This window comes from Pseudomonas sp. LjRoot277 (assembly GCF_964253845.1).
Lineage (GTDB): Bacteria > Pseudomonadota > Gammaproteobacteria > Pseudomonadales > Pseudomonadaceae > Aquipseudomonas.
The window spans coordinates 3736453-3761650 of record NZ_CAXURI020000001.1; the positions used below are offsets into that span (position 1 = coordinate 3736453).

The window sequence follows — 25198 nt, forward strand, 5'->3', positions numbered from 1 at the left end:
TTGTCCTTGTTAAGGGTCGTTTCAGGGTGGACAGCGCCGACCATTAATCGGTTGCACAGAACGATGATCCTCGGCTGCGCCCTAACACTTTAGAACCCGCAGAAAAAAGGACACCTCCATGACTGTGCGCATCGAAAACCAGACCTGCTTCTTCATTACCGAGAACGGCGAAGAAATTCGTTTGTGTCCCGACGTCACCATCATTACCGACTCGGAAAAAGCCATGTCGGCGGTGGAGCTCGATGGCCAGCGCTTCTACATTACCGAAGCAGAAGCCGACGCATTGACCGTAGCAGGCGCAGTCGACGGGCGTAAGCATTTGAAGGCCACCGACAGTGATTCGGTGATTTGACTGACCCGTATCAACAACACCCGCAGACGCTTGATATAGGCGTCTGCGTCCCGCTGCTGCGGGTGCATCAACTTGTCGCAGGCAGCAGATCAAGGCCAATCTGATCCGCTTTTTATTGCATTAGGTGAGTCTGTTATGCAAACAGATCGCCGCTCATAGTGCTCAGGCCTGATGGAGGCTGATGAGCGAAAGACCATGAGCGATAGAATCCCCGTCCGAACCGTAGAAACCGCCCCTTTAGTACAGAACCCTTCAGTGCAGAGCTATGAGCCTTCGCGTCCAAAGATGAAGGCCAAGTCCAGCGACAACCTGATCCACACCCGCAGCTTCACCGGTTTATTCCGCACCCTGCGCATGAGCGGCGCGGGGTTTCTGTTTTTGCTGTTCTTCGGCACGGTGTGGTTGAACTGGGGCGGCCGCCAGGCGGTGCTCTGGGACCTTTCCGAAAGCAAATTCCACATCTTCGGCGCAACCTTCTGGCCGCAGGATTTCATCCTGCTGTCGGCGCTGCTGATCATTGCTGCGTTCGGCCTGTTCGCGATCACCGTGTTCGCCGGGCGAGTCTGGTGCGGTTACACCTGCCCACAGAGTTCCTGGACCTGGATCTTCATGTGGTGCGAGAAGCTCACCGAAGGCGAACGCAACCAGCGGATCAAGCTGCAAGCCGCACCCTGGGGCCTGAACAAACTGATCCGCCGCTCGGCCAAGCACACCTTGTGGCTGGCCATCAGTTTGTTGACCGGCCTGACCTTTGTCGGCTATTTCACCCCGATCCGGCCGCTGGCCGAAGAACTGCTGACCTTGCAGATGGGCGGCGTCAGCCTGTTCTGGGTACTGTTCTTTACCGGCGCGACTTACATCAACGCCGGTTGGCTGCGTGAAGCGGTGTGCATGCACATGTGTCCGTATGCAAGGTTCCAGAGCGTCATGTTCGACAAAGACACCCTGACCATCTCCTACGACGTGGCCCGTGGCGAAAACCGTGGCCCGCGCAAACGTGACGTGGCACCGGCTGACGTCGGCCTCGGTGATTGCATCGACTGCCAGGTGTGCGTGCAGGTCTGCCCGACCGGCATCGACATCCGCGACGGCTTGCAGATGGAATGCATCGGTTGCGCCGCGTGTATCGACGCCTGTGATTCGATCATGGACAAAATGGGCTACGCCCGCGGGCTGATCAGCTACACCTCGGAGCATCAATTGCAGGGTGGCAAGACTCATTTGCTGCGGCCGCGTTTGATCGGCTACACCGCGGTGTTGCTGGTGATGATCAGTGCGCTTGCCCTGGCGCTGGTTGAGCGGCCAATGGTGTCGCTGGACGTGAGCAAGGACCGTGGCCTGTTCCGCGAGAACAGTCAGGGGCAGATCGAAAACATCTACAGCCTGAAAGTCATCAACAAGACCCAGCAACGTCAGGACTATCGTCTGACCCTGGTCGATGGCGAAGGCTTCCAGTTGCAAGGCAAGACCGAACTGAGTCTGGCACCCGGTGAGATTGTGGATGTGCCGGTGTCGGTGGCGATGACCACGGAACGGCCAAGCAGCAGTTCGCAGACGATCAGCTTCAAGATTGTCGACAGCGATGAGCCGCAGATTTATAGCGTGGCGAAGAGCCGGTTTGTTGCGCCGATGAACCGTTGAGCCTTTAAGATGCAGTCCTTTGTCAGATGCGGTCCTCTGTGGCGAGGGAGCTTGCTCCCGCTGGGGTGCGAAGCGCCCCTAAAAATTTACGACTGCTACGCAGCCGAGCGGGACGGTGCGGCGATCCGACAAGCTCCCTCGCCACAACAGCGCACCCACTGAATAACTTCAAACCGGGCACCCGATGAAACGCTACGAAAAATTCGCCGACGACATCGCTGAACTGATCCGCTCCGGTGTCCTCGGCCCCGGCCAGCGCGTCCCTTCCGTGCGCTATGCCAGTCAGACCTACGGGGTCAGTCCGTCCACGGTGTTCCAGGCCTACTACCTGCTCGAACGCCGCGGCCTGATCCGCGCTCGCCCGCGTTCTGGCTACTTCGTCAACGCACACGCGCCGAGCCCGTTCTCGGAGCCGGTGATCAGCAGTCAGGTCAACGAGTCCACCGAAGTCGATGTCAGCGAATTGGTGTTCTCGGTTCTCGATTCGATCAAGGACCCGAACACCGTGCCCTTCGGCTCGGCCTTCCCCAGCCCGACCTTGTTCCCGCTGCAGCGCCTGTCCCGCTCTCTGGCCAGCGCCGCCCGCGAGATGGACCCGCGCATGGTCGTCACCGACATGTCGCCGGGCAACCCGCAACTGCGTCGACAAATCGCCCTGCGCTACATGGTCGGCGGGCTGATGCTGCCCATGGAAGAACTGCTGATCACCAACGGCGCGCTGGAAGCGTTGAACCTGTGCCTGCAAGCGGTCACCGAGCCCGGCGATCTGGTGGCCATCGAAGCCCCGGCGTTCTACGCCTGCCTGCAAATCCTGGAGCGGCTGAAGCTCAAAGCCGTGGAAATCCCTGTGCATCCGCGCGATGGCATCGACCTTGGCGTACTCGCGCAAACCCTGGCACGGCACCCGATCAAGGCTGTCTGGTGCATGACCAGTTTCCAGAACCCGATGGGCGCGACGATGCCCGAGGCGAAGAAACAGGAACTGGTTGAGCTATTGCGCAGCCATCAGGTGCCGTTGATCGAGGACGATGTCTACGCAGAGCTGTATTACGGCCAACAGGCGCCGAAACCGGCCAAGGCTTTTGATACCGAAGGGCTGGTGATGCATTGCGGCTCGTTCGCCAAAAGCCTGGCTCCCGGCTACCGCATCGGTTGGGTCGCCGCCGGGCGCTATGCGCAGAAGATCGAACGGCTGAAACTCATGACGTCGCTGTGCGCGTCGATGCCGGCTCAGGCGGCCATTGCCGATTACCTGCAACACGGCGGCTATGACCGGCACTTGCGAAAACTGCGGTACGCCCTGGAAGAACAGCAAAGCGCCATGCTCGCCGCTATCGCGCGCTACTTCCCGGCGCAGACTCGCGTCAGCCAACCGGCCGGCGGTTACTTCCTGTGGCTGGAACTGCCACCGCAGATGGATTCACTGAAGTTGTTTCAGATGGCGTTGGCGCAAGGGATCAGCATTGCGCCTGGACCGATCTTTTCACCGACCCAGCGCTTCAGGAATTGCATTCGACTGAATTACGGCAGCCCCTGGGATGAGACTACCGAGAAGGCGATGGAGACGTTGGGCCGGATTGTGCGGTCGTTCTGAATGATCGTTCCCACGCTCGCGTGGGAACGATCAGTGTTAACGCCCGCCGCCGAGGTCAACGAATGTCCCGGTCGCATAAGAAGCCTTGTCCGACAGCAACCACACAATCGCCTCAGCTACTTCATCCGGCCGCCCGCCCCGAGCCATCGGAATCGCCGACTCTAGCTTACTGACCCGATCCGGGTCGCCGCTCAATGCGTGGAAATCGGTATAAATGTAACCGGGGCGCACGGCGTTGACGCGGATGCCTTCGCCGGCCACTTCCTTGGACAGGCCGATGGTGAACGTATCCAGCGCACCTTTGGAGGCGGCGTAGTCGACGTACTCGCCGGGCGCGCCCAAGCGTGAGGCCACCGAGGACACGTTAACGATGCTGCCACCCTGCCCGCCATGCTTGGGCGACATGCGCAGGATCGCGTGTTTGGCGCAGAGGATCGGCGCCAGGACGTTGGTTCTGAGGATTTTGAGAATACGGAATTCAGACATTTCATCGATCCGCGACTTGTGCCCGACGGTGCCGGCATTATTCACCAGTGCCGTGACCCGGCCCAACTCAGTGTCCACGCGGTGGAACAGCGCGATCACTTCATCTTCGATGCTGACGTCAGCGCGCACCGCGATGGCTTGGGCGCCGAGGGCGCGGACTTGCTCCAGGACACGTTGCGCAGCCGATTCGTCGGCCAGGTAGTTGATGCAGATCCGATAGCCTTGTTCGGCGGCCAACACGGCTGTGGCGGCGCCGATACCGCGGCTGCCGCCAGTGATGACAATGACTTTGTCCATGCGAAATTTCCCCCATTCCAAGCGTTAGCAGTCGGGGCCAAGAATAACCGTCATCGCTGGCTTTTGCATGGGCTCACATCAATCACATTGTTCTCAACTCACCGCCAATTGCTCTGCACGCAGAATATCCACCATGAAGCGTTCGGCCGGCAGCGGGTGCCCGAGCAGATAGCCCTGCAGCGAATCACAACCGAGTTGCGTCAGGAAGTCTTGCTGCGAGTCGGTCTCCACCCCTTCGGCGACGATCCGCAACCCCAGTGCCTGGCCGAGGGCGACGATGGCGGAAACGATGGCGGCGTCATCGCTGTCACGCTCCAGATCGCGGACAAAACCCCGGTCGATCTTCAGTTCGTTGGCCGGCAGGCGCTTGAGGTACATCAAGCTCGAATAGCCGGTGCCAAAGTCGTCGATCGACAGGTCGACACCCATTGTCGAAAGCTCCTGAAGCACCGTCATGCTCGCATCGGCATCGCTCATGGCGGTGGTTTCCGTGATCTCGAGGGTCAGGCTGTTGGCCGGCAAATGGTGAGTGGCCAAGGCTGTGGCGACGCTCTGGACCAGTCCCGCGTGGCAGAACTGCAGGGCTGAAAGGTTCACCGCGATGCGCCAGTCGGTGTACCCGAGCACGTACCACTCGCGCATCTGACGGCAGGCTTCATTGAGCACCCATTCGCCAATCGGAATGATCAGCCCGGTCTTTTCCGCCAGTTCGATGAATTTGTCCGGCAGCAACATGCCCTGGGTCGGATGCACCCAGCGCAACAACGCCTCGGCACCGACCGGCCGGCCATTGTTGGCATCGAACTTGGGTTGGTAATAAAGACTGAATTGCTGCTGATCAATGGCGATGCGCAAGTCCTGCAATAACTGCAGCTGTTTGCGCGCGTTGCTGTTCATCGAGGCATCGAAGAAGCTGTAGCCGTTTTTACCGGCGCCCTTGGCGTGGTACATCGCCGCGTCAGCGTTCATCAGCAATTCCTCGGCGGTTTCACCGTTGCCCGGATATATCGCGATGCCGACGCTGGCGGAAATCTGCAACTCATGTTCGCCGACCCGGAACGAACGCCCGATCAGCCCGACCTGACGGGCCGCCAGGTTCAATGCGTCATTCTGCTCGCCGAGTTGCACCAGCAATACGAACTCATCACCGCCGATTCGTGCCAGGGTGTCGTGGCTGCGCAAATCCTCACGCAAGCGCAAGCCGACCTCACGCAACAACAGATCGCCCATATGGTGACCGAAGGCATCGTTGACTGGTTTGAAACCGTCCAGATCGATGAACATCAGCGCGAAACAACCGCCCTGTTCCTGCACCATGGACATTGCCTGATCGATGCGGTCAGCCAGCAACACGCGATTCGGCAGGCCGGTCAGGGTGTCATGCAGGGCCAGTTGAGTCAGTTCGCGGTTGGCCTCGGTCAATGAGTGGGCAAGCGCTGCGGTGCGGGCCTCAAGGCGCGCATCGAGGATCGAGGTCAACAAGGCAAGGCTCAACACCGCCAGGGTGGTGATCAGCACCAGATTGTCCAGGCCCTTGCCGTTCAGGCCGCTGACGGCCGCGCCACAGAAGCTGCCATCCGGGAAACGCGCCGCCGCCATGCCGGTGTAGTGCATGCCGACGATCGCGAAGCCCATGATCACCGCCGCACCGCCACGGATCAGCCCAACATAAGGTGTGTGCTGGCGCAGGCGGAACGCGATCCATAACGCGGCGCCCGAGGCGACTACGGCGATCAGCAGCGATGCGCCGAACAGCGTCGGATCGTAATCGATACCCGGCTGCATGCGCATGGCGGCCATGCCGGTGTAGTGCATCGCGCTGATCCCGGAACCCATGACCAGTGCGCCGAATGCCAATTGCCAGGCTGGCAATTTTGGCTGGCTGACCAGCCACAGGGCAAAGCCGCAGGACAGGATGCCAATCAACAGTGACAGCAATGTGATACCGACGTCGTAACCGAGGTCGATGGGCAAATTGAACGCGAGCATGCCGATAAAATGCATCGACCACACGCCAACCCCCATGGCAAAGGCGCCGCCCGCCGTCCATAAATGCACGGCCCGGCCCTTGGCCGTGGCGATGCGTTCGGTCAGGTCGAGCGCGGTATAGGAGGCGAGAATCGCCACAAAAAGCGAGATGACAACCAGCGTGGGGGAATAGCTACCGATAAGCATGAGACTACTCGTGACAGCCCTCCGTGCTCGGGGGGCAAATCGGGCGATTGTACTGATTGCGCAAAAGAACGCACTGACAAAATAAGCAAAGGGCCATCAAGTCGATGAAACGCTTGTTTGACACCTCGCAACGGCCGCTACCACCCGTAGCAGCGCTGCCGAGCCTGCGAGGCTGCGTTCGGCTGCGCAGCAGTCGCGAAATCAGACAGTGCGGTGTTTCAAGAAGACCATGCGTACAGGTTTTACGACTGCTACGCAGCCGAACGCAGCCTCGCAGGCTCGACAGCTGCTACGGAGTATCGAGTTGCCGTCAGAGAATGGGCGCCTACTCTTTTTCGCTCACTTGCAACGCCCCATCCCAGCCACCGCCCAGCGCCGCGATCAACTGCACACTGGCAATCAACCGGCTCTGCAACAGGCTCAGCACGCTGCGTTCATTGTTCAACGCTGTGGCCTGAACGACCACTACGCCCAGATAAGCGATTACTCCGGCCTTGTACTGGTTCTGGGTCAGGCGCAAGGACTCTCGCGCCGCGTCCAGGGCTTCCTGGCGCACGCCCGCTTCGTCTTCCAGGACCTTGAGCTGCACCAGGTAGTTTTCCACTTCACGGAAGCCATCGAGCACGGTCTGGCGGTACTTGGCCACGGTTTCGTCGTAGGCTGCTTCGCTGCGGTCAACTTCCGCGGAGCGCTGGCCGCCGTCGAACAAAGTCATGGCCAATTGCGGTCCGACCGACCAGAAGCGGTTCGGCACGCTGATCCAGTTGGCATAGGTGCTGCTGCTATAGCCACCGTTCAGACTCAGGGTGAAGTCCGGGTAAAAGGCCGCTTTGGCCACACCGATGTTGGCATTGGCCGCCATCACCGAGCGTTCAGCGGAGGCGATGTCCGGGCGGCGCTCGAGCAATTGCGAAGGCAGACCCAGCGGTATCTCGGGCAACGCAGGAATGTCTTCGGTTTCAGCCAGGCTGAACTCGGCCGGCGGTAGCCCGATCAGCACGGCAATGGCGTTCTCGAACTGGGCGCGCTGCCAGATCAGATCAACCATGTCAGCCTCGGTGCTTTTGAGCTGAGTCTGAGCCTGCGCCACCGCGTCCTTGCCGGAGACGCCGGCGCGGTACTGGTTTTCGGTCATTGTCAGCGAGCGCTGATAGGCCTCGACCGTCGCTTCCAGCAGGCGTTTCTGCTGGTCGATCACCCGCAATTGCAGATAGTTCTGCACCAGTTCCGACTGTTGGCTCAAGCGCATCGCCGCCAGATCGGCATAACTCGCCTCGGCGTTGGCGGTGTCGGCTTCCAGTCCTCGGCGCAGCTTGCCCCAAACGTCGGCCTCCCAACTGACTCCGGCCTGTGCGGTGTAAGTGTCACGAATCCCGCTGGAAGAACTGGTCAGGCTCGAACTGCTGCTGCCGGTGCCCTGGCTGGAGCGGTTTTTCCCGACGGTCAGGTCCACGGTGGGGAAAAACGCGCCACGAGCACTGCGCACCAACGCCTGGGCCTGACGGTACTGGGCTTCGGACTGCGCGACTGTCTGGTTGGCACTGTTGAGTTTTTCGATCAGGCCATTGAGCTGCTGATCTCCATACAACTCCCACCAGGCGCCACGGGCCAGGGAATCGCCGGGATTGGCCTGACGCCAGCCTGCCGCTTCCTTGTATTGCGCCGGCGCAGCCGCTTGCGGGCGCTGGTAATCCGGGCCGATGGCGCAGGCGCTGAGCATCGCCATGCACAGCGCAAGGCTCAATAAACGCGAGCCTCGGGCCGTTACCAGCGGTGCAGCCAGAGTGATAAGCGAACGGTCAGTCATAGCGGAGTTTCCAGAGCAACATCGGTACGCACCCCACGCCAGTGGTTGAAGCGATGGCGCAGTTTGTCGAGATAGAGGTAAACCACCGGGGTGGTGTAAAGGGTCAGCACCTGGCTGAAGATCAGCCCGCCAATGATGGTCAGGCCCAGCGGCTGACGCATTTCCGCACCTTCGGCGCGGCTCAGCAACAACGGCAACGCGCCGAGGATCGCCGCCAGGGTGGTCATCAGAATCGGCCGCAGACGTTGCAAGCAAGCGCTACGAATCGAATCCAGCGGCGCCATGCCCTGATGCCGTTCCAGCTGCAAGGCCAGATCGATCATCAGAATGGCGTTTTTCTTCACCACGCCGATCAGCAGGAACAGCCCGAGCAACGAAATCAGGCTGAATTCACCGCCCAGCGCGTAAATCGACAGCAACGCGCCGACCCCGGCCGACGGCAAGGTCGAGAGAATGGTCAGCGGATGGATATAGCTTTCATACAGCACACCGAGTACCAGATACACCGCCACCAGTGCGCCGAGAATCATCCACGGCTGGCTCTTCTGGGTGGCGGCGAAGGCGTCGGCGGTGCCGGCCATTTTCACGATCACGTCTTCCGGCATGCCGAGTCGGGCGATGGCCCGCTCGATGGCCGCCGAGCCCTGCTCCACCGTCACGCCTTCGGCCATGTCGAAGGAAATGCTTTCGGAGGCGAACTGGCCTTCGTGGCTGACGCGGTCGTCTTCCAGGCTGTTTTCGTAATGAGCGATGGTCGAGAGCGGAATCCGCGCACCGTCAGCGGTGATCACCTGTACCTGTTTGAGGGTGATCGGGTCCTGGGCATATTTCGGATTGACCTCCATGACCACCTGATACTGGTTAAGGCTGTCGTAAATCGTCGAAATCTGCCGCTGGCTGTAGGCGTTGTTCAACACCGCGGTGACCATGTCCATGTCGACGCCCAGGCGTTTGGCCTGATCACGGTCGACGATCAGCGTCACCTGTTGGGCGCCGCGCCCTTCACGGGCGTCAATCGCGGTCAGCTCCGGCAAAGCCTTGAGTGCGGTAACGACTTTCGGATACCACTCGCGCAACTCGCCAAGGTCGGCGCTTTGCAGGATGTAGGAATACTGGGACGTGGACTGTTCACGACCGCCACCAAACTGCAGGTCCTGATCGGCCATCAGCATCAGCTGCGCACCGGCGACCTTGGGCATTTCCTTGCGCAGGCGTTCAATGACCTTTTGCGCAGACAGGTTGCGTTCCTTGATCGGTTTCAGCCGCACCAGCATGAAGGCATTATTGGTGCCGTTGGTGCCGCCGATAAAGCCGGCAACGCTTTGCACCGCGTCATCCTTGAGCACGGCACGGCGAAAGGTTTCCATTTTCGGCTGCATCACACTGAATGACAGTCCGTCGTCGCCGCGCACGAAACCGATCAGCTGACCGGTGTCTTGCTGAGGCATAAATGTTTTAGGAACAACGACATACAATGCAATGTTAACGCCGACTGTCACGATCAAGCTAAGCAAGGTCAACCGGCGATGACGCAGCACCCAGTCGAGGCTTGTGGCGTATTTACCGACCATCCACTCGTTGGCGCGCTGACTCCAGCGCTGCAAACGGTTTTCCTGACCCGGCGTATGCGGCTTGAGCCAGCGGGCGCAGAGCATCGGCGTCAGCGTCAGCGAGACCACCAGTGACACCACGATGGACGCCGCCAACGTGATGGAAAACTCGCGAAACAGGCTTTCGACGATCCCGCCCATGAACAGGATCGACAGGAACACCGCCACCAGCGAGACGTTCATCGACAGCAAGGTGAAGCCGACTTCCTGCGCCCCGAGGTACGCGGCCTTCATCGGCGGTACGCCTTTGTCGATGTGCCGGGAAATGTTCTCCAGCACCACAATGGCATCGTCCACCACCAGCCCGGTGGCCAGAATCAGCGCCATCAGCGACAGGTTGTTCAGGGAGAATCCGTAGAGGTACATCACCGCAAAGGTGCCGACCAGGGACACAGGCACCGCCAACGTCGGAATCAACGAGGCGCGGAAGTTACCGAGGAACAGGAACACCACCAGAATCACCAGCGCCACGGCAATCAGCAGGGTCATTTCCGCTTCGTGCAAGGTCGCCTTGATCACCGGCGACCGGTCCATCGCCACGTTCAGTTTGACGCTGGCCGGCAACACGGCCTGCAACGCCGGCAGTTGAGCCTTGATTTCGTTGACCGTCTCGATGATGTTGGCGCCGGCCTGGCGGTTGATCACCAGCAGTACCGCCGCGTCGTTGTTGAAGAAACCGCTGTTGTAGCGGTCTTCGACGCCGTCGCTGACCTTGGCCACGTCCTTCAGGCGCAGAGCCGCGCCGTCCGCGTAGTGAATGATCAGCGACTCGTAATCCTTGGCTTTTTCCAGTTGATCGTTGGCCTGAACCTGCCACAGCCGCTGGCCGTCTTCGACGGAGCCTTTTGGCCTGCGTACGTTGGCGTTGGCGATGGTGTTGCGCACATCGTCCAGCGCCACGCCGTACTGGTTGAGCGCCTGCGGTTCGAGTTCGATGCGCACCGCCGGCAAGGAACTGCCGCCGATCTGCACTTCGCCGACACCCTGCACCTGAGACACGCTCTGGGACAGAATCGTCGAGGCCAAATCGTAGAGCTGGCCTTTTTCCAGTACGTCGGAGGTCAGCGACAGCACCATGACCGGCGCCTGGGACGGGTTGACCTTCTTGTAGGTCGGCATGCTGCGCATCCCGCTCGGCAGCAAATTGCGCGAGGCGTTGATTGCCGCCTGCACTTCTCGTGCCGCGCCGTTGATGTCGCGGTCCAGGTCGAACTGCAAAATCACCCGGGTCGAGCCCTGGCTGGAGCGGCTGCTCATGGTGTTGACCCCGGCGATGGCGCCGAAGGAGCGTTCCAGCGGCGTGGCCACCGTCGAGGCCATGACCTCCGGGCTGGCACCGGGCAGACTCGCCTGGACCACGATCACCGGAAAGTCCATCTGCGGCAGCGGCGCCACCGGCAACAGGCCGAAGCTCACGCCGCCCAGCAGCAGGATCGCCAGGCTCAGCAACATCGTCGCAACCGGGCGCTTGATGAAAGGTCCGGACAGGTTCATGGCTGTTCTGCCGCTTCCACGGCTTCAGGCTTGCGACCCCAGCGCCGACCGAGGCGGTCGAAATACAGGTAGATGACCGGAGTGGTGAACAGCGTCAGCACCTGACTCACCAACAAGCCACCCACCATCACCAGACCCAACGGTTGACGCAGTTCCGCGCCGGAGCCGGTCGCCAGCATCAGCGGCACCGCGCCGAACAACGCCGCCAGTGTGGTCATCAGAATCGGCCGAAAACGCAACAGCGCCGCCTGATAGATCGCCGTTTCCGGGTCCATGCCCTGATTGCGTTCAGCGTCGAGGGCGAAGTCGATCATCATGATCGCGTTCTTTTTCACGATGCCGATCAACAAAATGATGCCGATGATCGCGATCATGCCCAGGTCATTGCCGCTCAACAGCAACGCCAGCAAGGCGCCAACCGCCGCCGAGGGCAAGGTCGAGAGAATGGTGATCGGATGGATGTAGCTCTCGTAAAGCACACCGAGCACGATGTACATGGTCACCACCGCCGCCAGAATCAGCAGCAAGGTGCTAGACAGCGACGCCTGGAAAGCCTCGGCCGCGCCCTGGAACTGGGTCTGCACGCCAATCGGCATACCGATGTCCTTCTGCACCTGGTCGATGATCTCCACCGCCTGCCCCAACGCTACGCCGGGCGCGAGGTTGAAGGACATCATCACTGCCGGGAACTGACCGATGTGGGTGATCGCCAGTTGTGCCTGACGCTCCTCGATGTGCGCCAGACTGGACAGGCGCACTTGCCCGCCGTCGGTGGTTTTCACGTGAATCTGGTTCAGCGCCTCCGGGCCGATCTTCTCGCCGGACTGCGATTGCAGCACCACGCGGTATTGGCTGGCCTGGGTATAGATGGTGGAAATCTGTCGCTGACCGAAGGCGTCGTACAGCGCATCGGTGATGTTCGACACCGACACACCGACCCGCGACGCCGCATCGCGGTCAATCACCAGATAGACCTGCAGGCCCTTGTCCTGCAAATCGCTGGCAACGTCGGTCAGCTCCGGCCGTTGGGCCAGTGCGTCCACCAGACGACCGCTCCACAGACTCAGCAGCTCGGAATCCGGCGACGACATGCTGAACTGGTATTGAGTCCGGCTGACGCGGTCTTCGATGGTCAGGTCCTGCACCGGCTGCATGAACAGGCGGATGCCGACGAGTTTGTCCAGTTCCGGTTGCAGGCGTGCAATCACCTCGGTGGCGCTGAGGTCGCGATCGCTATGGGATTTGAGGTTGATCAGCAGACGACCGCTGTTCAGCGTCGAGTTGTCACCGTCCACACCGATGTAAGACGACAAGCTCTCCACCGCCGGATCCGCCAGGATCACTTTGGACAATTCCTGCTGACGCTCGCTCATCGCTGCAAAGGAAATCGACTGCGGCGCCTCGGAAATACCCTGGATCACGCCGGTGTCCTGCACCGGGAAGAAGCCCTTGGGCACCACCATGTAAAGGAACACGGTCAACGCCAGCGTGCCGATGGCCACCATCAGGGTCAGCGGTTGATGCTTGAGAACCCACTTTAACTTGCGCCCGTAAGCCGCGATCATCCAATCAATTGCGGCGCCACTGGAGCGGTAGAAACCGCCCTGTTCTGCTTCCTTCGGCTCACGTTTGAGCAGCCGCGCGCACATCATGGGCGTCAGTGTCAGGGACACCACCAGGGAGATCAGGATCGCCACCGCCAGGGTGATGGCAAATTCGCGGAACAACCGCCCCACCACGTCGGCCATGAACAACAACGGAATCAGTACTGCAATCAACGACAGGGTCAGGGAGATCAGGGTGAAGCCAATCTGCTTGGCGCCCTTGAGCGCCGCATTCAGGGGGCTGTCGCCCTCTTCGATAAATCGGGAAATGTTCTCCAGCATGACAATCGCATCGTCCACCACGAAACCGGTGGCGATAGTCAGTGCCATCAGGGTCAGGTTGTTCACCGAGAAACCCGCGAGGTACATCACGCCGAAGGTGCCGATCAGCGACAGTGGGACCGCGACCGACGGAATGATCGTGGCGCTGGCCCGACGCAGGAACAGGAAGGTCACCATCACGACCAGTGCAATGGCGATCAACAATTCGTGCTGCACGTCGGTGACCGAGGCGCGGATGGTCTGGGTGCGGTCGGTCAGCACGGTGACTTCGAGACCGGCCGGCAAGTTGTCGGTGATGCTCGGCAGCAGGGCTTTGATCCGGTCGACCACTTCGATGACGTTGGCGCCTGGCTGACGCTGGATGTTCAACAACACCGCCTGGTTTTCATTGGCCCACGCCGCCAGACGTTCGTTTTCCGCGCCATCGACGATCTCTGCCACGTCCTTCAACCGCAACGGCGCGCCGTTGGCGTAGGCGAGAATCAGGTTGGCGTAGTCCTTGGGCGAGGTCAGTTGATCGTTTGCATCGAGCATCGACACCCGGGTCGGGCCGTCGAAGTTGCCCTTGGGCTGGTTGACGTTGGACGCACCGATCAAGGTGCGTACGTCCGACAGGTTCAAGCCATTGGCCGCCAGCGCCTCGGGGTTGACCTTGATCCGCACGGCCTGACGCTGGCCGCCGGCAATACTGACCATGCCGACGCCGCTGATCTGGGCAATTTTCTGCGCCATGCGCGTGTCGACCAAATCATTGAGCTTGGGCAGCAGCATGGTCTTGGAGGTGATGGCCAGCGTCAGCACCGGGGTGTCCGCCGGGTTGACCTTGTTGTACACCGGCGGCGCCGGCAGGTCCTTGGGCAGCAAATTGGTCGCGGCGTTGATCGCGGCCTGCACCTGCTGCTCGGCGACGTCCATGTTGATGTCGAGGCTGAAACGCAGGGTCAGCACCGAAGCGCCGCCGGAACTGGTCGACGCCATCTGGGTCAGGCCGGGCATCTGCCCGAATTGACGCTCAAGGGGCGCGGTCACGGCGCTGGTCATGACATCCGGGCTCGCACCGGGGTACAGCGTCATGACGCGGATGGTCGGGTAATCGACCTGAGGCAATGCCGACACCGGCAGCAGCCGATAGGCGATCACGCCGGCCAGGATAATGGCCAGCATACTCAGGGTCGTGGCGACCGGGCGAAGGATGAACAGCCGCGAGATGTTCATGCGCCGCCCTTTTTCGCCTTGTCGGTGGTCGTCGCGTCAGGCGCCGTGGCGGCCGATTTGCCTTGCAGGTGCCCGGTCGGGGTGGTCGGTACATCCTTGGTGTCGTTGACCACTTCTACTTCGCTGCCTTCCTTCAAGCGGTCGGTGCCTTCAAGGACCACGCGATCCCCTGGGGCCAGGCCTTCGGTAATCACGGTGTTTTCACCGTCACTGGCGCCGACTTTCAACTGACGAATCGCGACTTTCTTGTCGCCATCCAGGGCGTAGACAAACGTGCCGTTGGTGCCGAACTGAATCGCTGCCGAAGGTGCGAGCACCACGTCTTTGAGGGTGTCGGCCAGCAGGTGGACGTTGACGAACTGATTCGGGAACAGCGCCTGATCGCGGTTCTCATAACGAGCCTTGAATTTCAGGGTCCCGGTGGTGACGTCGATCTGGTTGTCCAGGCTCTGCAAAACGCCGGTGGCCTGCAACTTGGTGTCGCCACGGTCCCAGGCTTCGGCGGGCAGTTTGGCGCCGGTGCGATAACGGGCCAGCACGGTCTCCAGGCTGTTTTCCGGCAAAGTGAAGGCAACGCTGATCGGTTGGGTCTGGGTGATGATCACCAGCGCGGTGGTGTCGTTGGCCGCCACCAGGTTGCCGACATCCAGCTGACGCAAGCCCACACGCCCGGCAATCGGGGCGCGGATCTTGGTGAATTCCAGATTGAGCCTGGCGTCGTTAACCGCCGCCTGATTGGTTTTGACCGTGCCCTGATACTGGCCCACCAGTGCTTCGGCGGTGTCCAGGGTCTGCTTGGCGATACTGTCTTCGCGATACAGGCCGCGATAGCGTTCCACATCGACCTGCGCGTTTTTCAGTTGTGCCTGGTTCTGCAGCAACGTGCCTTCGGCCTGAAGCAAGGCGTTCTGGTAAGGACGCGGGTCGATTTCAGCCAGCAGATCGCCCGCCTTGACCATCTGCCCTTCCTCGAAGGAGATCTTCATCAGCTCACCGCCGACGCGGCTGCGCACATTAATGGTGTTCAGCGCCGTCACGGTGCCCAGCGCCTTGTAGTACAGCGGGAAGTCACCCTTGACCGCTGGCGCGACACGCACTGGAACCGGCCCGGTCGCCCCGCCGAAACCGGGACGCATCCCCCCCGACCTGCCGGTGTGCCCGGCAACGGCTTTTTGCCCTGCGCCCTCTTTTTGGGCAGTGCCGGCGGGCCAGAACTTCCAGCACACGCCAGCGATGACCAACAGGACAAGCAGGCCAAACAGCCAGCGACGGGGACTACGGGAAACGGAGGATTGCATGGAATGATCAACCATTGGGCGCGTGGGCTTCTTCTACAGGAGGCTGAACGATAAGCACTGGCGGGCATTAAGCAAAGCGGCTTTACCGGCAATTTACCTTCGGCTTACGTTACAGGAGATGTATCTAAGGCACTGAAGCACAAATGAAAACGGCCTGGACAGGGCCAGGCCGTTAACAATTGTAAAAGCGCGTTTACTTCAGAACAGCAAGTGCCGCTTCGTAGTTCGGTTCGTCAGCGATTTCCTTGACCAGTTCGCTGTGCAGAACGTTGTCGTTTTCGTCCAGAACCACGACGGCACGGGCTGTCAGGCCTTTGAGCGGGCCGTCAGCGATGGCAACGCCGTAGTTCTCGATGAACTCGGCACCGCGCAGGGTCGACAGGTTCTGTACGTTTTCCAGGCCTTCGGCGCCGCAGAAGCGCGCTTGAGCGAACGGCAGGTCAGCGGAGATGCACAGCACGACCGTGTTGGCGACATCACTGGCCTGGGCGTTGAACTTGCGAACCGAAGTGGCGCAGGTCGGGGTATCGACGCTTGGGAAGATGTTCAGCACTTTGCGCTTGCCGGCGAAGCTCGCCAGGGTCACGTCGGACAGATTGCCGGCGACCAGGGAAAAGGCTGGCGCCTTGGAACCGGCTTGTGGCAGTTGGCCGTTGACTTGAACCGGGGAGCCTTTAAGAGTGACTTGAGCCATGAACGGAGTCCTTCTGAACGTTGTTGTAGAGAATTTTGAAGAGGCCGAAGTTAACCACGAAATGGCCCGACGACCTATGCCCAGATACAAATTGTGATGTGTCGCCCCCTAAATTGGATACAACTCTGACAATCAACACAAAACCTGTGGGAGCGAGCTTGCTCGCGATAGCGGAATAACATTCAAAATGGATGTCGACTGGTACACCGCTATCGTCGGATCGCCGCCCGGAGCAAGCTCGCTCCCACAGGGTCGGTGTACAGCGTACCGCCCTCGCCGGCCGCAACCTGGTGTTTCATGACGAAAGGCAGTCAGCATTGTCGATTCAGGCGACGGCCATTCGACTAGCCTGTGAGTCACTCACATCCAGCGGAGATAAGACCATGCGATTCATGATCATTGTGAAAGCCAGCCAGGATTCCGAGGCCGGTGTACTGCCCAGCAAAGAACTGATGACCGCGATGGGCAACTACAACGAGGAGCTGGTCAAAGCCGGCATCCTCATCGAGTGCGATGGCCTGCAACCCAGCAGTAAAGGCGCCCGCGTGCGTTTCTCGGGTGACCAGCGCACGGTGATCGACGGCCCGTTCGCCGAAACCAAGGAGCTGATCGCCGGCTACTGGATATGGCAGGTGAAGTCGAAACAGGAGGCGATCGAGTGGGTCAAGCGCTGTCCCAACCCGATGCCAGGCACCGACGCCGAGATCGAGATTCGCCAGGTGTACGAGGCCGAAGATTTCGGGGACGAGTTCACACCGGAATTGCGGGAGCAGGAAGAACGGGTGCGTGCGCAGGTGAAAAAGCGCTAATAGCGGATCATTCCCACGCGCCTGCGTGGGAATGACCAAAATGTCGGTCTCCCAAAGGAGCGAGGCTTACCCTTGATTGCTTTTTTGCCTCCCGCCTCCTTGCCCCCCTGTTTCGAATTAACTTTTTAGTACACATAAATCCCCACAAACGTGTACAAAAAACCAAAGATCCCCCCTTCGACTGGCGAACCCCGAGTTAGCTGCTAGCTTCAACAGACGTGTCCTACAGGCTTGATAGGAAAGAGATTTCGCAGTAACGACCGCCAAGTGCCGAGTTGTCCAATGAGCCACGAAGGAACGGGGGATTCATGTCGAACAATGCGCGAGCACACGCCTTTCACGTTGCCCATCGCCCCCGCCGCCTTCATGCGTGCGCTCCAATTGCTGCGCGCTACCCTGCCGATCGGCACCCGCCCCGCCCCCACAACGGTGACGATACCGGCATCAGCGTCACGTTCGGCAAATAAGGACTTTGATATGCACGGTGCAATTCGCGCAGCCGGTTTCAGCCTGATGACAATGTTCGTCAGTTGCGGTGTCGGCGCCCAGGAGCTGGATACGCGGATCGGCAAGATCGCGATGGAAGGCGAACTGCCGGCCCATGAATCGATTGCCAAACTCTACGCCGAGCTGGATTTCCAACAAGCGACCCAGAGTTACCTGTGGGCCTTGCCGCTGGTGTCCTATGCCCAGTGGCAGGAAGAATTTCGCGACAAACTCGGCGCCCACAGCGGCGACTTGATGGTGCTCAACAGTTACGAAGACAAACTGGGCGTGATCACCGCCAACGCCACTACGCCGTACATTCTCGGCTTTGTTGACCTGAATGAAACCGGTCCTCTGGTGATCGAACTGCCGCCCGGCCCGACCGCGGGCGGTGTGGGTGATTTCTGGCAACGCGCAATCATCGACATGGGCCAGACCGGCCCGGACAAAGGCAAGGGTGGCAAGTATCTGGTGCTGCCACCGGGTGCCGAGCCACCGGCCGACGCTGGCAAATACTATTTGGCAAAGTCGGAAACGATGAACATGCTGGTGGGCTTTCGCGTCCTCGATCCGGACCCGACCAAGGGCAAGGCGTTGGTCGAACAATTCAAGATGTACCCTTACGCCAAACGCGCCGAACCGGGCAAGACCCAACTGCTCTCCCCCGGCGGCAAGGCCTGGTCCGGCACTCAGCCGCGTGGCCTGGCGTATTGGCAGCGCTTGCACCAGATTATCCAGAAAGAGCCAGTCAACGAACGTGACCGTTTCTACATGGCCATGCTGGCCAGCCTGGGCATCGAAAAAGACAAACCCTTCAACCCCAACGACAACCAACGCAAGGCGCTGGAACAAGGTGCGCAAGTCGGCGAACTGATCGCCAAGGCCAACACCTTCGCCAAGCGTTTTCCAGACGCCCAGTACTGGAAAGACCGGCAATGGGACACCGTGCTGAACATCGCCGAGCCGTCGCAGCGCGTCGCCTATTACGACCAGTTGTGGGAGCGCAGTGCCTGGTTCTACGAAGCGGTAACCAACACCAAGGGCATGGTTTCCAAGACACCGGGCCTGGGCCAGACCTACCTCGGCGCCTACACCGACGCCAAGGGCAACTGGCTCGACGGCGGCAAAAGCTATCGCCTGCACGTCGGCGCCAACCCGCCGGCCAAGCAGTTCTGGTCGATGACCGTCTATGACATCGACAGCCGCTGCCTGATCGACAACCCGCAGCGCAAGGCCGATCTGTCGTCCCGCCAGGATCTGAAAAAGAACGCCGACGGCTCGGTGGACTTGTACTTCGGCCCGACCGCGCCCAAAGATTTCGAGAGCAACTGGGTGCAAACCGTGCCGGGCAAACACTGGTTCAGCTATTTCCGCCTGTACGCGCCCACCGAAGCCTACTTCGATAAAAGCTGGAAACTCGACGACATTACGGCCGTGGAATGACGCCCAAGCTTTTTATAAGGAAGTTTTATGAATAACCGCATGCTGCTCACCGCACTCTCGCTCACCCTGAGTACCAGCGCCTGGGCCGACTTCACCGCCACCCCGGAAGAAGCCCGGGGCATCGCCAAGGAAGCCTACTTGTACGGCTTCCCGGTGGTAGAAATGTACAAGACCCTCTACACCCAGGCCGTGGACAAGAAGAGCCCAAACTTCAAGGCACCGTTCAACCAGATCGGCAACACCGCCAAGGCGTTCACTGCCAAAGACACCGCCTTCGTCACCCCGAATGCTGACACGCCTTATTCGTTTATCTGGATGGACCTGCGCGCCGAACCGGTGGTGCTGACCTTGCCGGCCATCGACGAGCACCGTTACTACTCGGTGCAACTGATCGACGCCTACACGCAGAACTTTGCGTACCTGGGCACACGTAGCACGGGCAACAACGGCGGGCATTTCATGATTGCCGGGCCGAACTGGCAAGGCCAGCAACCGGTGGAGATCGATCGGCTGCTGCGCAGTGAAACCAACATCGCCTACGCGCTGTATCGCACGCAGTTGTTCGATGAAAAGGACTTGGGCAAGGTCAAGGAGATCCAGAAGGGTTACAAGGTCGAGACACTCAGCCACTACGTCAAACAAAAAGCCCCGCCCGCTGCGCCGAAGATCGACTGGCCGAAACCCACCCCGACCATGAGCGATACGCCCGACCTGTTCCGCTACCTGAACTTCATGCTGTCGTTTGCCCCGGCGCAGGACGTGGAAAAGGACCTGCTCGCACGCTTTGCAAAAATCGGTATTGAAGCCGGCAAGCCTTTCAAACCGGACGCGCTCACGCCTGAGCAGCGCAAGGCGCTTGAGGACGGTATCAGCGATGCAAAAGCCGAGTTTGCCCAGTTCAAAAAAGACAAGGTCGATAGCCATCAGGTCACCAGCGGTGACTTCTTCGGTACCCGCGATCACCTGAACGGTAACTACCTGTACCGCTACGCCGGCGCCAACATGGGGATTTTCGGCAACTCCGCCGAAGAGGCGAATTACATCGGTTATTTCGTCGACAAGGATGGCCAACCGGTCGACGCCTCGAAACACGATTACACCCTGCACTTCGACAAGGGCGCCCTGCCCCCGGCCGATGCGTTCTGGTCGCTGACGATGTACGACGGCAAGAACAAATTGCTGGTGGCCAACCCGTTGAATCGTTACCTGATCAACTCGCGGATGTTACTGGATCTCAAGCTCGACACCGACGGCGGGCTGACTCTTTATGTGCAGCACGAGGCACCGGCCAAGGACCGGCAAAGCAATTGGCTGCCAGCGCCGAACGGTCCGTTTTATGGCGTGTTGCGCTTGTACCTGCCGAAACCGGAAGTCACCAGTGGCGAATGGAAAATGCCGTTGCTGACCCCCGTCAATCAACCAAAACAATAAATGGAGTCCGTCATGGTCAGGCCTTATGTTGTGCGTCCTTTACTGGCCCTGTGCGTGCTCGGTGCAAGCCCGTTAGCCCTCGCGGCCGAGGGCGGTGTCGGCCGGCCGATCACCGGACAACAGGTATTTTCCAATGCCGGGATCGTGCCGCCAGAACCTGGCTGGGTCATGTCGCTGACCAGCATCTGGTACGACGGTGACCTCAAGGGCAGCAAGGGTGTGCCGATTTCCGGTGAGATCGGTGCAGACCTGGACATGAAAGTCTCCTACACCATGGCCAACTTCACCCACATCTGGGACACCGGCAAGGGGCGCTGGAACTACGCCTCGGCCATCGGCGTGCCGGTGCAGTACACCGACGTCAGCATCAGCATTACCGGTCCGCGCGGCCGGACACTGGGCGACGAAGACACCGGCACACAGTTCGCCGACATGCTGATCACGCCAATCGCCGCCGGCTATCACTTCGATGAAGTCAACCACCTCTCGCTTTCCCTGCCGATCTACGTGCCGACCGGTGCCTATAACGACGATCGCCTGGCCAACCCCGGGCAGAACACTTACACCTTCATGCCCACCGTGGCCTTCACCCATCTGGACGGCAAGGGCGGCGAGTTCACCCTGTCGAGCGGCCTGGAGTTCTACACCGAGAACGACGCCACGGATTATCGCAACGGCAACATTTTCACCCTCGACGCGCTGTGGACCCACGGTTTCGGCAATGGCTGGAGCGCCGGCGTTGTCGGCGGTTACATACAGCAGATCACCGATGACAAAGGCCAGACCGCCGATTCACTCAACGGCTTTCGCGGCCGCTCCGTGGGCGCCGGCCCGGTGGTGGGCTGGGCCGGTAAATTTGCCGATGCCCAGGCCAGCGTCAGCGCGCGTTGGGTACCGGAGTTCGATACCAAGAATCGCCCTGAAGGCAATGGCTTCAGCGTCAACCTGACGCTGGCGTTTTTCTAGGAGAGGAACATTCCATGACTGCGCTCCAAGACCTCAACGCCCTGCAAGCCAGCATCGCCGAAGCCGTGCTCGGCCAGGATCAGGTGATCCGCCAGATTATCCTTGGCCTGCTGGCCAACGGGCACTTGTTGCTCGAAAGCCTGCCCGGCCTGGCCAAGACCCGCACGGTCAAAGCGCTGGCCAAACACCTTGACGCGAAGATGAGTCGCATCCAGTTCACCCCAGACCTGCTGCCGTCGGACATCACCGGCGCCGAGGTGCTGCACCAGATCGATGGCAAGAACGAGATCCAGTTCCAGCCCGGCCCGCTGTTCGGCAACCTGATCCTGGCCGACGAAATCAACCGCGCCCCGGCCAAGGTTCAGGCCGCGTTGCTGGAAGCCATGGAAGAACGGCAAATCACCGTGGCCGGCAACAGCCATGTGCTGCCGGAGTTGTTCATCGTAGTGGCGACCCAGAACCCGATCGAACAGGAAGGGACTTACCCGCTGCCGGAAGCGCAGATGGACCGGTTCCTGATGAAGGTTCTGCTGGATTACCCGAGCGCGGAGAACGAAAGCCAGGTGCTGCGCCTGTTACGTGAAGAAGAATTTGCGTTGGGCGCGAAAACGGCTGCGGTGCAGGGCTTCGCGCTGTCCCAGGAGGTGATCTTCGCGGCGCGTCGAGAAGTCAGCGCCGTTCACGTGTCCCCGGCCATCGACCGTTACCTGATCGACCTGATCAATGCCACCCGCCACCCGGCCGATTACGATGCCGACCTCGGTCGCTGGATCGCCATCGGCGCCAGCCCTCGCGGCGGTATCGGCCTGGATCGTTGCGCCCGGGCCGATGCCTGGTTGCAGGGGCAGGATTTTGTCTCGCCGGACAACGTTCGCGCCGTGGTGCATCCGGTGCTGCGTCATCGCCTGCAACTGAGCTATGACGCGGTTGCTGACGGCGTCACTGCCGATCAGGTGCTTGATCGCCTGCTCGACAAAGTCGCGATTCCGGCCTGAGATCGAAAATGAACAGTGCGGACGGTCTGGTCTACGTCTCTCTGGCGCAGTTGATGGCCCTGGAGTTCAAGGCGCGTGACCTGAGTTTCCTCGCGCGTCAGCCGCAAGGCAGCATCCTCGCCGGCAACCATGCCTCGCGCCTGCGGGGCCGTGGTTTGAACTTCGATGAGCTGCGCCGCTATCAGCCGGGAGACGACTTGCGTCATCTGGATTGGCGGGCGTCGCTGCGCACCGGAAAACCGGTGGTTCGCACCTTCACCGAAGAACGCGACCGCCCGGCGTTGATTCTGGTCGACCAGCGCATGTCGATGTTCTTCGGCTCCCAACGCAGTTTCAAATCCGCCATTGCCGCCGAACTTGGCGCGTTGGCCGCGTGGATGGTGTTCCACTCGGGAGATCGGGTCGGCGGCCTGGTGTTCAATGATCTACGCATCGACGCCATTGCCCCGCTGCGCAGCCGTAAGCGTGTCGAAGCGCTGTGCAGTCGCATCGCTGAGCAGAATCAGCAACTCAACGCGGCCAATCCGGACGCCGAAGGCGAGGACCAGCTTGACAAGGTTTTACAGCATTGCCTGGCGGTGGCTGGTCACGATCACCTGATTTGCATCGTCAGCGACTTTGCCGGCGCCGGTGAGCGCACCTTGCAGTTGATGCGCCAATTGGCCGCTCACAACGATGTGATTGCCATGCAGGTCTACGACCCATTGGCGCTGAACCTGCCGAAAAATGGCCGTTTGCTGATCACTCAAGGCCAGTTGCAGGTGGAACTGGCCGTCGAGCAACGCAGCGTTCATCAGCCGCTGGGGGACTTTCTCAGTGGTCGGCTCAAGGACGTCGCCACGTTGCTGCGCCGCAGTCAGGTGCCGCTGATGATGTTCAGCACCGCCACCGAGGCGCAGGAACAATTGCGCGCCGAACTGGGCAAGCTCGGCGGAGGCCGGCGATGACCCCGAGCATCCCGAGCATCGAGCAACTCAAGGAGATGGCCCTTCCCGCGCCGGTCAGTTATGCGCCGCAGACGTGGGGTTGGTGGGTGTTGCTCTGCCTGTTGCTGATTGCCGTTTTGCTGGTCAGCGCACGGAGGTATTGGCAGTGGCGGCGGGATCGCTATCGGCGGGAGGCGTTGGTGCGGCTGGCTGAACTGCAAAGCAGTGATGATCAGTTGAACGCCTTGCGCGAACTCCCGGAACTACTCAAACGCGTGGCCCTGTCGATACCCTCCCCGAATTGGAATGCAGACAATGTGGGAGCGGGCTTGCTCGCGAAGGCGTCTGGTCAGGCGACATCAATGTTGAATGGAAGTCCGTCTTCGCGAGCAAGCCCGCTCCCACAGGGGACTGTTGGTGCGCTTGGGGGTGAGGATTGGCAGGCGTTTTTGCTGCGACACAGTTCGCAGCCCTTGCCCGCCGATTTCAGCGAGCAACTGGCGCAATTGGCCTATGCGCCTGATGCCGCATTGTTGGCGCTTAAGACCGAACAGCGCCAACACCTGTTTGCCACCTGCAAACACTGGGTGGAGCATCACCATGTGGCAGCTTGATTACCCTTGGCTGCTAATCCTTTTGCCGCTGCCGTGGTTCGGCTACCGCTACCTGCCCGATTACCGCGAAGCCCGCAGCGCCGTGCGCGTACCGTTTTTTACTGCCATGAGCCGAGCCGTCGGCCAGGCACCCAGCCAGGCCGGCACCCGCAGCAATCGCTGGCAGTTGCTGCTGAACCTGCTGGTCTGGGCACTGTTGCTACTGGCGGCCGCGCGCCCGGTGTTCGTCGAAAAACCGATCGAGCGCCAGCAACCGGTGCGTGACTTGATGCTGGCCATCGACATTTCCCAGTCTATGGAAACCACTGATTTCACCGACGCCAACGGCCAGAAGATCAACCGTCTGGCGGCGGTCAAGGACGTGGTTCATGGCTTTATCGACAAGCGCAAAGATGATCGGTTGGGCCTGATCGTGTTCGGCAGTGGTGCTTACCCGCAGGCGCCGCTGACCCTCGATCACGCCAGTCTGTCGCTGTTACTGGACGACACCGGCATCGGCATGGCCGGGCCCAACACGGCCATCGGTGACGCCATCGGTCTAAGCCTGAAACTGCTCGATCAGGCCCACGAACAGGAAAAAGTCCTGATCCTGCTCACCGACGGCAACGACACCAGCAGCGCCATTACCCCGGATCACGCGGCGTCCATGGCGGCCGCCAAAGGCGTGGTCATTCATACCATCGGCATTGGTGACCCTGATGCCTCGGGTGAAGCCAAGGTCAACCTTCAGGGTTTGCAACAAATCGCCGAGGCCACGGGCGGCAAGTTCTTCCGTGCAGAAGATCGCAATGCGCTGGATCAGGTGTACGGCACCCTCGACAAGCTCACGCCGCATCAAGTGAAAACCCTCAGTCATCAGCCGAAAAAGGACCTGTTCTGGTGGCCGCTGGGGGCCGCGATCGGTTTGCTCGCGCTCTATCACTTGGGCGCCCTGCTCCGTCCGCACCTGACATTCGCGCGTCAGCGGCAGGAGGCTTGA

Annotated in this window: 18 protein-coding genes; 11 read left to right on the forward strand and 7 right to left on the reverse strand. The window is 60.5% G+C overall.

The window, feature by feature from the left end; genetic code table 11:
* Positions 1-118: 118 nt before the first annotated feature.
* The 3 genes from ACSQ87_RS17605 (at position 119) to mapR (ending at position 3587) form a co-directional block, all read left to right on the forward strand.
* On the forward strand, positions 119-352 hold the full coding sequence (locus tag ACSQ87_RS17605) for a DUF3203 family protein (protein WP_149627920.1): 234 nt from the start codon (positions 119-121) through the stop codon (positions 350-352).
* A 195-nt stretch (positions 353-547) separates the two neighbouring features.
* Positions 548-1993: a cytochrome c oxidase accessory protein CcoG gene (ccoG, locus tag ACSQ87_RS17610; RefSeq protein ID WP_436273937.1), complete on the forward strand. Its 1446-nt coding sequence runs from the start codon at positions 548-550 to the stop codon at positions 1991-1993.
* A 184-nt stretch (positions 1994-2177) separates the two neighbouring features.
* Positions 2178-3587, forward strand: coding sequence for a GntR family transcriptional regulator MpaR (gene mapR, locus ACSQ87_RS17615; protein WP_436273938.1), 1410 nt, complete (start codon positions 2178-2180; stop codon positions 3585-3587).
* A gap of 36 nt (positions 3588-3623) precedes the next feature.
* Here the strand turns inward: mapR and ACSQ87_RS17620 are convergent, their stop codons facing one another.
* The 7 genes from ACSQ87_RS17620 to tpx all read right to left on the reverse strand — a co-directional run bounded on the left by ACSQ87_RS17620 (position 3624) and on the right by tpx (position 16549).
* Positions 3624-4370 (reverse strand): SDR family oxidoreductase, encoded by a 747-nt coding sequence (locus tag ACSQ87_RS17620; protein WP_150657905.1) that lies wholly within the window; start codon positions 4368-4370, stop codon positions 3624-3626.
* Between the two features lie 93 nt (positions 4371-4463).
* Positions 4464-6545 carry a bifunctional diguanylate cyclase/phosphodiesterase gene (locus tag ACSQ87_RS17625; RefSeq protein ID WP_223430355.1) on the reverse strand — a complete coding sequence of 694 codons (2082 nt, stop codon included), beginning with the start codon at positions 6543-6545 and terminating at the stop codon, positions 4464-4466.
* Between the two features lie 325 nt (positions 6546-6870).
* A complete protein-coding gene (locus tag ACSQ87_RS17630; RefSeq protein ID WP_436273939.1) occupies positions 6871-8352 on the reverse strand; it encodes an efflux transporter outer membrane subunit in 1482 nt (493 codons plus the stop codon).
* The gene (locus ACSQ87_RS17635) at positions 8349-11456 is read right to left on the reverse strand and encodes an efflux RND transporter permease subunit (protein WP_223430353.1); all 3108 of its coding nucleotides are present in this window, start codon (positions 11454-11456) and stop codon (positions 8349-8351) included. The genes ACSQ87_RS17630 and ACSQ87_RS17635 overlap by 4 nt, the downstream gene beginning before the upstream one ends.
* Positions 11453-14557 (reverse strand): MdtB/MuxB family multidrug efflux RND transporter permease subunit, encoded by a 3105-nt coding sequence (locus ACSQ87_RS17640; protein ID WP_436273940.1) that lies wholly within the window; start codon positions 14555-14557, stop codon positions 11453-11455. The genes ACSQ87_RS17635 and ACSQ87_RS17640 overlap by 4 nt, the downstream gene beginning before the upstream one ends.
* Entirely contained in the window at positions 14554-15870 is a 1317-nt protein-coding gene (locus ACSQ87_RS17645; protein WP_436273941.1) for an MdtA/MuxA family multidrug efflux RND transporter periplasmic adaptor subunit, read from the reverse strand. The genes ACSQ87_RS17640 and ACSQ87_RS17645 overlap by 4 nt, the downstream gene beginning before the upstream one ends.
* Before the next feature lie 178 nt (positions 15871-16048).
* Positions 16049-16549, reverse strand: a complete 501-nt coding sequence (gene tpx / locus ACSQ87_RS17650; RefSeq protein ID WP_033054703.1) for a thiol peroxidase — start codon at positions 16547-16549, stop codon at positions 16049-16051.
* A 383-nt stretch (positions 16550-16932) separates the two neighbouring features.
* Here tpx and ACSQ87_RS17655 point away from each other — a divergent pair, with 383 nt between their 5' ends.
* The 8 genes from ACSQ87_RS17655 to ACSQ87_RS17690 all read left to right on the forward strand — a co-directional run bounded on the left by ACSQ87_RS17655 (position 16933) and on the right by ACSQ87_RS17690 (position 25198).
* Positions 16933-17358, forward strand: a complete 426-nt coding sequence (locus ACSQ87_RS17655; RefSeq protein WP_223430350.1) for a YciI family protein — start codon at positions 16933-16935, stop codon at positions 17356-17358.
* A 477-nt stretch (positions 17359-17835) separates the two neighbouring features.
* Complete coding sequence (locus tag ACSQ87_RS17660; RefSeq protein ID WP_436273942.1) at positions 17836-19287, forward strand: DUF1254 domain-containing protein; 1452 nt, start codon at positions 17836-17838, stop codon at positions 19285-19287.
* Positions 19288-19314: 27 nt separating this feature from the next.
* Positions 19315-20718 carry a DUF1254 domain-containing protein gene (locus tag ACSQ87_RS17665; protein WP_436273943.1) on the forward strand — a complete coding sequence of 468 codons (1404 nt, stop codon included), beginning with the start codon at positions 19315-19317 and terminating at the stop codon, positions 20716-20718.
* 12 nt (positions 20719-20730) lie between these two features.
* Positions 20731-21684 (forward strand): SphA family protein, encoded by a 954-nt coding sequence (locus tag ACSQ87_RS17670; protein ID WP_223430347.1) that lies wholly within the window; start codon positions 20731-20733, stop codon positions 21682-21684.
* Positions 21685-21698: 14 nt separating this feature from the next.
* Positions 21699-22679: an AAA family ATPase gene (locus ACSQ87_RS17675; protein WP_436273944.1), complete on the forward strand. Its 981-nt coding sequence runs from the start codon at positions 21699-21701 to the stop codon at positions 22677-22679.
* An 8-nt stretch (positions 22680-22687) separates the two neighbouring features.
* Positions 22688-23626 (forward strand): DUF58 domain-containing protein, encoded by a 939-nt coding sequence (locus ACSQ87_RS17680; protein WP_223430345.1) that lies wholly within the window; start codon positions 22688-22690, stop codon positions 23624-23626.
* Positions 23623-24219 carry a DUF4381 domain-containing protein gene (locus ACSQ87_RS17685; RefSeq protein ID WP_436273945.1) on the forward strand — a complete coding sequence of 199 codons (597 nt, stop codon included), beginning with the start codon at positions 23623-23625 and terminating at the stop codon, positions 24217-24219. Before ACSQ87_RS17680 ends, ACSQ87_RS17685 begins: the two co-directional genes overlap by 4 nt.
* On the forward strand, positions 24206-25198 hold the full coding sequence (locus ACSQ87_RS17690) for a vWA domain-containing protein (RefSeq protein WP_436273946.1): 993 nt from the start codon (positions 24206-24208) through the stop codon (positions 25196-25198). Before ACSQ87_RS17685 ends, ACSQ87_RS17690 begins: the two co-directional genes overlap by 14 nt.